Genomic DNA, 8,867 nt, shown 5'->3' on the forward strand with positions numbered 1-8,867 from the left:
AATAGGGCAATAATTTCGAGAATACCCGTCGTGATAGTATCGATATGATGTGAATATCCAGATCGAAGGTGGAGATAATCGGTGACTGCCGAAATTCGAGCAGCCCGCCGGTCCCGGAAGCCGCGTGATCGCAGCGCGCGGGTTCGTACGCTTCCTCAACTGCTGGCAACCGCGGTGGAATGCAATCCCGACGGCCCGGCACTGGTGTCCGGCTCGCGGACACTGACATACGCGGAGCTCGACCAGTGGTCAACGCGAGTGGCACGGACGCTGATCGCCAGGGGCCTGGGCCCCGACGATCGAGTCGTGCTGGCCCTGCCGCGCTCGATCGAGGCGGTCGTCGCGGTGTGGTCCGTCGCGAAGACGGGCGCGGCGTTCGTGCCGATCGATCCGAACTATCCGCCGGCGCGAGTGGCGTATATGCTCGCCGATTCGAAAGCCGTTTACGGGCTGACGAATTCGGAAATACGCCCGCGGCTCGGCGACACACTCGAATGGCTCGATCTGAACTCGCCTTCCTATACGGAAGAATTGTCGCGGACTTCGGCAGAGTCTTTCCTTCTCGCCGAGCGAGTACGCCGAATCCACCTCGGCGATATCGCCTACCTGATCTACACTTCCGGCTCGACCGGTACGCCCAAGGGCGTATCCGTCACGCACGCGGGCTTGGCCGCGCTGTGTGCCGAGCAGGTTCGGCGCTTCGGCGTGCGGGACGAGTCCCGGACATTGCACTTCGCCTCCCCGAGTTTCGATGCCAGTGTCCTGGAATTGCTACTCGCAGTCGGCGCGAGTGCGACGATGGTGATCGCACCCGCCGATTGCTATGGCGGGACTGACCTGGTCGAGGTGCTGCGCACGGGCCGGGTGACCCACGCGTTCATCACCCCGGCGGCATTGGCCGGCCTCGATCCGGCGAATCTGCCCGACCTGGGCACGGTGGTCGTAGGCGGCGAAGCCTGTCCACCGGAGTTGGTCGCCCGCTGGTCCCCGGGCCGGGACTTCTTCAATCTGTACGGCCCCACCGAAACCACCGTCGCGGTCACCATCAGCGAACCGTTGACCACCGGCCACGCCGTCACCATCGGCGGACCGATCGCGGGGATGACGGCCCTGGTGCTCGACGCGAAGTTGTGCCCGACCCCCGACGGCGGCATCGGTGAGTTGTACGTGGCCGGACCCGGATTGGCCCGGGGCTATCACGATCGGCCCGGCCTGACCGCCGCACGATTCCTCGCTCACCCGAATGGCAGCGGCGAGCGCATCTACCGCACGGGCGATGTCGTACGGCGGATCGCGGGCACTCCCGCGTTGCGTTTCCTGGGCCGCAGTGACGCACAGCTCGCGATCCGTGGATTCCGGGTGGAGTCGGGAGAAGTCGATGCGGTACTGGCCGCGGACGAATCCGTATCCTTCGCAACGACTTCGGTGCACCGGGCACCGAGCGGTGACGATGCCCTGGTCTCGTGCGTGGTGCCTGCGCCAGGAAAAGTGATCGACACCGCCGAGCTGATCGCTCGCGCACGCCGCAGCCTTCCCCGCCATGCCGTCCCCGCGGCGATCATGGTCATCGACGCGATTCCATTGACGCCCAGCGGAAAGCTCGATCGCGCGGCGCTGCCCGTCCCGCTCATCGCCGCACGGTCCTATCGCGAGCCGCGTCCGGGCACCGAGCAGATCATTGCCGAGATCTTCGCCGACCTCTTGGGCGCGGGTCGGGTAGGCGCCGATGACGACTTCTTCGAGCTGGGCGGAAATTCGCTGCTGGCAACGCGATTGGTGGCCCGCCTGCGCACGGCCGCACCTGTCCGGGTGGCGGTTTCGCTGGTATTCGACCATCCCACCGTGGCGACGCTGGCGGCCGCCGTCGACGGTCTGGCCGGGACCGCGCCGCAGCTGCCGCTGATCGCGCGCGAGCGGGATGAGCGAACGCCGCTGTCCATCCCGCAGCAGCGTATGTGGTTCCTGGCGCGCCTGGACCCGGATTCGCCCGCACACAATATTCCGGTGGCCCTGCGCTTGACCGGTGAATTGAATACGGCCGCAATGGAATCGGCGATGCGCGATGTGCTCGACCGGCATGAGGTGCTGCGCACGGTGTATCCCGAACACGACGGTGCCGGATATCAGCACATCGTGCCCGCATCGCAGGTTCCGCTGGACCTCACACCGGTCGAGGTGGCGAGTGCGGGCGTGGCGGCGGAGCTGACGGCGTTGGCGGGCAAGGGATTCGATGTCGTTCGGGAAGTACCGTTGCGCGCTCGCCTGTACCGCGTCGCCGAGGGCGAGTTCGTGCTGGCGGTGGTCATCCACCACATCGCGGCCGACGGCTTCTCGCTGGCCCCGCTGACTCGTGATCTGATGACTGCCTACGGCGCTCGCCTGCACGGCGGTGCGCCGACCTGGACGCCGCTGCCGGTCCAGTACGCGGACTTCGCGATCTGGCAGCGGGAATCACTTGGTGTGGCAACCGATCCGGAGTCGCCGCTGGCCTCGCAGCTCGGATATTGGCGCGACGCCCTGGCCGCTGCTCCGTCGTTGCTCGACCTGCCCTCTGATCGCCCGCGCCCGCTGGTCGCGAGCAATCGTGGCGCGGCCCATCGCTTCGAGATGGACGCGCATCTGCACCGCGCTCTCGAACAGCTCGCTCGTGATCACGGCGCATCGCTGTTCATGGTGGTGCACGCCGCGCTGGCGGTGCTGCTGACCCGCCTGTCCCGCACCGACGACGTGGTGATCGGTGCACCGGTGGCCGGGCGCGGTGATCAACGCCTTGACGATCTGGTCGGCATGTTCGTCAATACCCTCGTATTGCGCACTCGCACAGCCGGTTCCGACACCTTCGAGCAGCTGCTCGCCCGGGTGCGCGAGACCGACCTGGGTGCGTTCGCACACGCGGACCTACCGTTCGAGCAGTTGGTGGCCGAGCTCGATCCGCCTCGATCGCAGGCGCACCATCCGCTGTACCAGGTGGCGCTGTCGTTCCAGAACTTCGAGGGCGGGACGCTGCGGTTGCCCGGGCTGACCATCGACGCGGTCGACCTCGGCGATAACGCCACCCTGCTCGATCTGCACCTGTCGGTTGTCCCGCAACGGGATTCCGGTGGTCCGGCCGGTCTGCGCTGCTCGTGGCGCTACGCGACCGATCTGTTCGACGAAACGACGATCGCCGCGCTGGGGCGACGACTGACCGCCCTGCTCACGGCCGCGGCCGCCGCACCGCACCGGCCTGTCGGGGATCTACCCCTGCTCGAGGAACCCGAGCGGCGCGCAGTGCGGCAATCGGCAGCGGGACTTGATGTTTCGATGCCGCCGCGACTGCTGCTGGACGGGTTTACCGCACACGCGTACCGGGAACCGCATGCGACAGCCGTGACCTGCGACGACCGATCGCTGTCCTACGGTGAGCTGTCCCGGCGAGTGAATCGACTGGCGCGCGAGCTGATCCGCGCCGGGGTGGGACCCGGCGAGACCGTCGCGCTGGCGGTACGACCGGCGCTGGAACGGGTACTGGGTATGTATGCGATCGTGCAGGCCGGTGCCGCGTATGTGCCGATCGACCCCGATCAGCCCACCGCTCGCGTGCTCGAGCTGCTCGAAACCGCTGACCCGATGTGCGTGCTGACCACCGCCGACCACCCGGTCGATGTCGGTGACCGGCCGGTGTTCTACGTGGACAAGCTGGTGAACTCCGTTGCGCTGGAAGATGTTTCGGATGCACCGGTGGTCGATGCCGAGCGACCGCGCCCCCTGCGCGAGGATGACCTGGCCTACATCATCTTCACCTCCGGGTCGACCGGACGCCCCAAAGGGGTGGGTGTCACGCACCGGGCCATCGTCAACCAGATCGCGTTCATGACCGCGGAGTATCAGCTGAACGCCACCGACGCGTTCCTGCAAGTGGTGCCTTCGACCTTCGATGCCTCGCTCATCGGCTATTTCGCACCGCTCGGTGTCGGCGCGCACCTGGTGATCGCCTCCGCCGAAGGCCGTCGCGATCCCGTCTACCTCGCGGAAACCATTGTGCGGCACGGGGTGGCGACGATCACCACCGTACCGGCGATGCTCCAAGCACTGCTCGAGTCGGTCCCGGCCCGGACCCTGTCGACACTGCGCGCGGTGTGGGTGGGCGGCGAGCCGCTGTCGGAGGCGACCATCACCCGGTTCACCGCCGCGACCACGGCCCGGTTGCACAATCTGTACGGGCCGACCGAGGCCGCGGTGTCGATCACCGCCGCCGATGTGACCGATACCCGCGACGGTGGGGTACCGATCGGGCGTCCGCACTGGAATTGCTCGACCTTGGTGCTCGACGAACGATTGCACGAGGTCCCGCCGGGCACACCCGGTGAGCTGTATCTGGCGGGTGTGCAGTTGGCCCGCGGGTACGTCGGTGAGAACGCGCGCACCGCAGAGCGTTTCGTCGCCGATCCGTACGGTCCCGCGGGCACGCGAATGTACCGTACCGGCGATCTCGTTACCCGGACTGCGGATGGTGATCTGAAATATCTGGGGCGCACCGACTTCCAGGTGAAGCTGCGCGGGCAGCGCATCGAGCCGGGTGAGGTCGAAGCGGCCCTCTGCGCGCATCCGGCGGTGACCGGTGCGGTGGTGATCGTGCGCGCCGAGCAGCTGGTCGGGTATCTGCGCACCGCGTCCGGGACGACGCCGGATCTCGCAGCGATCCTCGCGACCGCGCGGAAGCGGTTGCCGGGTTACATGATTCCCTCGCATCTGACAGTGCTCGATGAATTCCCGCTGGGTCCGAGCGGAAAGGTGGATCGCGCGGCCCTGCCCGATCCGCAGCTGCCGGTCCGTGAATATCGCGCTCCGCGAACAGCCGACGAACATCTCGTCGCCGAGGTGTTCGCCGCGGTGCTGGGCATCGATCAGGTCGGGCGGGACGACGACTTCTTCACCCCTGGCGGGACTTCGCTCTCGGCGATCCGATGCCGCGCGACACTGGCCGAGCGGCTCGGCGCCCCCGTCGCGCTGCGCGACCTGTTCACCTACCCTCGGGTCGCCGAGCTGGCCGCGGCATTGCGGGGTGAGACACCCTCGGCGGCAATGGAACCGGATCTGCGGGCAGACGCTGTGCTGGACGCGGCGATCACCACCGTCGACAGCGCACCGCCGCGCACGGGTGATCCCGAGGCGATCCTGCTGACCGGCGCGACCGGATTCCTGGGCGCTTTTCTGCTGCGCGAACTGCTCGACCAGGCCCGAGCCACCATCTACTGCCTGGTCCGAGCCGCCGACGCCGACACCGCCCATGCCCGCATCGTCTCCAGCGCCCGACGCTATCGGATCGATGTAACCGCGCACAGCGCTCGAATCGTCGCCGTGCCAGGCGATCTCGCCCAACCGCTACTCGGATTGGATCCCGAGCGCTTCGACGACCTGTCTCGGCGGCTGGACGTGATCTACCACAACGGTGCGCAGGTCAACCATCTCGAACCGTACTCCCGAATGCGCGCCGCGAATGTCGCAGGCACCGCCGAGGTCCTCCGCTTGGCCGCATACGGCAGGGTTACACCGATTCACTATGTGTCCACGAGCTCCATCCCCGCTGGTCCGCCGCCGCTCTCCGGTCCGACATCGGGCGTACCCGGCTATGTGCTGACCAAGTGGATCGCCGAAGAACTGGTCCGCGCCGGTGCGCGGCGCGGCATTCCCACCACGATCTACCGGCCCGGCCTGATCACCGGCGATTCCCGTACCGGTGCGACCGCGACCGACGACGCCTGGTGGACGATGCTGCGCGCCATGCTGCTTGTCGGGCAGGCACCGGATCTGCGTGCCGGTGCGGTAGAGATGGTTCCGGTCGATCATGTGGCCGCCGCTATCGTGCGATCGAGGCAGTCACACGCCGCGACGACACCCGTCGAGCTGATTCCCCGCCATGCCGTCTCGATTCGGATGATCATGGACGAGGTGCGCCGGCGCGGTTACCGCATGCGGATCGTCGATCCAGCCCGCTTCGTCGCGGCCCTGACCGATCTCGCCGAACACCGCGCAGCCGAAGGCGATGACACTCTCTCTCGCGCTGCGGCTTTGAGCATCAACTACACCGCACCTCCGCGCGCCCGCACCGACCGTCACCCGGGGCGCACCGATATCCGTTGCCCCGCAGTCGATTCCCACGCCCTCGCACGCTACTTCGACTTCCTCATCGATGTCGGCTTCTTCCCGCACCCCTCCGCCGAACCGCTCCTGCCGATGGCAGACCCCGCAACCCGCGAACAGTCCGCCAAGGAAGCCTGCTGACTAGGACGCGACCACCGTCCCCTGGTGGTAAAGAATCGTCCAGTCATTCGCGGTCCGCTTCCAGACGGTCAGGCGTCGGGTAAGGCGATCATCCTGTCGCAGGGTGTAGGTGAGTAGATAAGTGTCCGAGGCGATTTCGCGCAATTGGAAGTCGCTGGTCTCCCACGGATCCTCCTCGGGGCGACCCTGCTCGGCCGCCAGCCGCCGCTGTTCGAGGGTAGCCCAGACAAATTCCCGGCTGTACCGCTGCCCCGACGCCCCGGTCTCCCAGAAGTCCGGTGCCGTGGCCCGCTCGAAGTCTTCACGTGACGTGCCGAATTCGGGATGGTGGAAGATCGGCTCCCGGCATTTCAGCTCGGCGAGGACACCGTGCAGGTGAGCTGCGGTCTGGCGATCGGGTTCGGAGGCCGGGAGTTCCATGATGCGAGCCGAGTTTACTGCGCGTTTCGGCGGGCGCGACGTCGTCGTTGCAGGCCGGGGTGGATTCCGGCCGGAAGGTTCGCGTGTGCGGCGATGCGATGCAGAAGGGGGACGAGCAGGCTTCGCTCGCTCTCGTCGAGTGGCGCGAGGATCTCCGATTCCAGTGCGTCGGCCTCGGATTGGACCGCCTCGAGCATCTCGCGCGCGTGATCGGTGAGATGCACCGCGTGCGCGCGCCGGTCGTCCGGATGCGGGCGCCGGGTCACCAGTGCGCGTTCCTGTAGCTCGTCGACCAGTCCGACCATCGCATTGCGGTGCACCCGAAGCAGATCCGCGAGTTCTTGCTGACTGCGGCCATCCACGACTGCCAGGTGACCCAGGACCGCGAAGTGAGCGGGATCCAGATCCAATCGGGACAGCTGTTCGGTGAACCGATATGCCACGTGATGACCGATCTGCGACAGCAGAAACACCCCCCGCGAGTCCAACGGCCGGTTCACCATGGCCTCACTTTAGCAATCCAACATGACTGCCATCGAACATGATTGACAACTAATTGGATTGTCATTTACTGTGACAATCTAGCACCGCTAGATTCTATCCTTCGGCGGCGCCGAATGCCCTGTCGGACAACGGCTCACCGCCACAACGTCACTGGAGAACCACCATGTCGCGCACAACCATCAACACCGTCCTGGCCGCCGCCGTCGTTCTGTTCACCTTCTATCTCGCGATCTCGTTCGTGCTGACCCCCGAGGCGGCTGCCCAAGGCTTCGGGCTGCCCGAGATCCCCGCCGACGGCGGCGGATTCCTCATCGTGAAAGGCTGCCGCGAACTCGCGATGGGCCTGGGCACGGGCATCCTGCTGCTCACGGGCCAACGCCGCGCCCTGGGTTGGGTCTTGCTGATGACAGCCGCCGCCCCGATCGGCGACATGGTCAATGTCCTGGCTCACGACGGCTCCACGGCCACCGCGTTCGGCGTCCACGGTTCTACCGCAGCGCTGATCGCAGTCACCGGCCTGCTGATTCTGCGCGAAACCAGCAACGCGTCCAAGGACCAGCCCCTCGCCGGCCGGGAACCCGCCGTGCAGCCCGCCTGACATCGGCAGACCTGAACGACCGCAATATATTTCACGAACGAGGACTCGATGAAACAGCTCTATTGGGCCGCCGTCGGCTACACCGTGCTGGGACTGCTGTCCGGCCTGTTCTACCGCGAACTCACCAAATCCCACGACTTCACCGGAAAGACCGAACTCGCCGTGGTCCACACCCACCTGCTGGCGTTGGGAACACTGTTCTTCCTGATCGTTCTGGTGCTCGAACACCAACTCGCCCTGTCCGATACCCGCGCCTACCGCTGGTTCTTCATCCTCTACAACGCGGGCGTCCTATGGATGGTGGCGTGCATGACCGTCATCGGCGCAAGGACGGTCCGCGGTGACAGCAAGTACGAGCTGCTGTCGCATCTGGCCGGCGGCGCTCACATCTTGCTGACGATCGGATTCGTGCTGTTCTTCGTCAGCGTCCACCAGGCGATCACCGCACGTCAGCCCGCCCGGAATTGACGGTGGGGATTGCTACAGTCCCGCCATGCGCACAGTCACGTCCAAGGTTCGTATCGAAGCACCCCGAGAGATCGTGTGGGCGGTGCTGACCGATCCCGAATATGTCAGGCAATGGCAGTACGGCAGTGTCCTGAGCACCGACTGGTCGATCGGTTCGCCGATCAGGTTCACCACCGAATGGGAGGGAACCATGTTCGAGCAGTGGGGCACAGTGCTGCTGGTCGATTCGCCCGCGCGGCTGCGGTATTCGCTGTTCGCGCCCCGCCCGGAGCTCGAGGACAAGGCGGAGAACTACTTCACCATGGGGTACGCGCTCGAAGATGACGCGGGCGCGACAGAATTGACGATCACGCAGGAAGATCCCCGCGAGACCGGCGGTGATGAGGGCGACGAGGGGGAGAGCCCCGTGCTCGCGGCCTTGAAGGCCCTTGCCGAATCCGAGGCCGCAAAGCAGCGGGCCTGATACCGCACGTTTGCCATCGGCCGCCGGGCTCGGGCTGTCGGCTCAGAAATGGGTTCGCTGAGGTTCCCCCGCTAATCCGGAGAGCGGATTATCTGGTTCCGGCTGGAACCTGTTGATGGTAACCGCCTTCGAACTCGTCGGGTGATCGCC

At 66.3% G+C, this 8,867-nt stretch carries 6 protein-coding genes; 4 read left to right on the plus strand and 2 right to left on the minus strand.

Features of this window, described 5'->3' with window-relative positions; genetic code table 11:
• Positions 1-174: 174 nt before the first annotated feature.
• Entirely contained in the window at positions 175-6,264 is a 6,090-nt protein-coding gene (locus AB0L82_RS41600) for an amino acid adenylation domain-containing protein (RefSeq protein ID WP_364650360.1), read from the plus strand.
• On the opposite strand, the gene AB0L82_RS41605 is transcribed toward AB0L82_RS41600, so the two are convergent.
• Positions 6,265-6,684: a DUF4440 domain-containing protein gene (locus tag AB0L82_RS41605; RefSeq protein ID WP_364650364.1), complete on the minus strand. Its 420-nt coding sequence runs from the start codon at positions 6,682-6,684 to the stop codon at positions 6,265-6,267.
• Between the two features lie 14 nt (positions 6,685-6,698).
• Positions 6,699-7,187 (minus strand): MarR family transcriptional regulator, encoded by a 489-nt coding sequence (locus tag AB0L82_RS41610; RefSeq protein ID WP_364650368.1) that lies wholly within the window; start codon positions 7,185-7,187, stop codon positions 6,699-6,701.
• 164 nt (positions 7,188-7,351) lie between these two features.
• Here AB0L82_RS41610 and AB0L82_RS41615 point away from each other — a divergent pair, with 164 nt between their 5' ends.
• Genes AB0L82_RS41615 through AB0L82_RS41625 form a run of 3 tightly spaced genes read left to right on the plus strand, consistent with a single transcriptional unit; the run spans position 7,352 to position 8,717 of the window.
• Positions 7,352-7,786 carry a DUF4267 domain-containing protein gene (locus AB0L82_RS41615; protein WP_364650371.1) on the plus strand — a complete coding sequence of 145 codons (435 nt, stop codon included), beginning with the start codon at positions 7,352-7,354 and terminating at the stop codon, positions 7,784-7,786.
• Between the two features lie 48 nt (positions 7,787-7,834).
• Entirely contained in the window at positions 7,835-8,254 is a 420-nt protein-coding gene (locus tag AB0L82_RS41620) for a DUF2871 domain-containing protein (protein ID WP_364650374.1), read from the plus strand.
• A 25-nt stretch (positions 8,255-8,279) separates the two neighbouring features.
• Complete coding sequence (locus AB0L82_RS41625; RefSeq protein ID WP_364650377.1) at positions 8,280-8,717, plus strand: SRPBCC family protein; 438 nt, start codon at positions 8,280-8,282, stop codon at positions 8,715-8,717.
• Positions 8,718-8,867: the final 150 nt, after the last annotated feature.

This window comes from Nocardia sp. NPDC052001, from assembly GCF_040680615.1.
In the GTDB taxonomy this organism is placed as follows: Bacteria; Actinomycetota; Actinomycetes; order Mycobacteriales; family Mycobacteriaceae; genus Nocardia.

Excerpts from the sequence above, each read along its gene's own strand:
- AB0L82_RS41605 (WP_364650364.1), bottom strand. The coding sequence starts at position 6,684 with ATGGAACTCCCGGCCTCCGAACCCGATCGCCAGACCGCAGCTCACCTG.
- AB0L82_RS41610 (WP_364650368.1), bottom strand. The coding sequence starts at position 7,187 with ATGGTGAACCGGCCGTTGGACTCGCGGGGGGTGTTTCTGCTGTCGCAG.
- AB0L82_RS41615 (WP_364650371.1), top strand. The coding sequence starts at position 7,352 with ATGTCGCGCACAACCATCAACACCGTCCTGGCCGCCGCCGTCGTTCTG.
- AB0L82_RS41620 (WP_364650374.1), top strand. The coding sequence starts at position 7,835 with ATGAAACAGCTCTATTGGGCCGCCGTCGGCTACACCGTGCTGGGACTG.
- AB0L82_RS41625 (WP_364650377.1), top strand. The coding sequence starts at position 8,280 with ATGCGCACAGTCACGTCCAAGGTTCGTATCGAAGCACCCCGAGAGATC.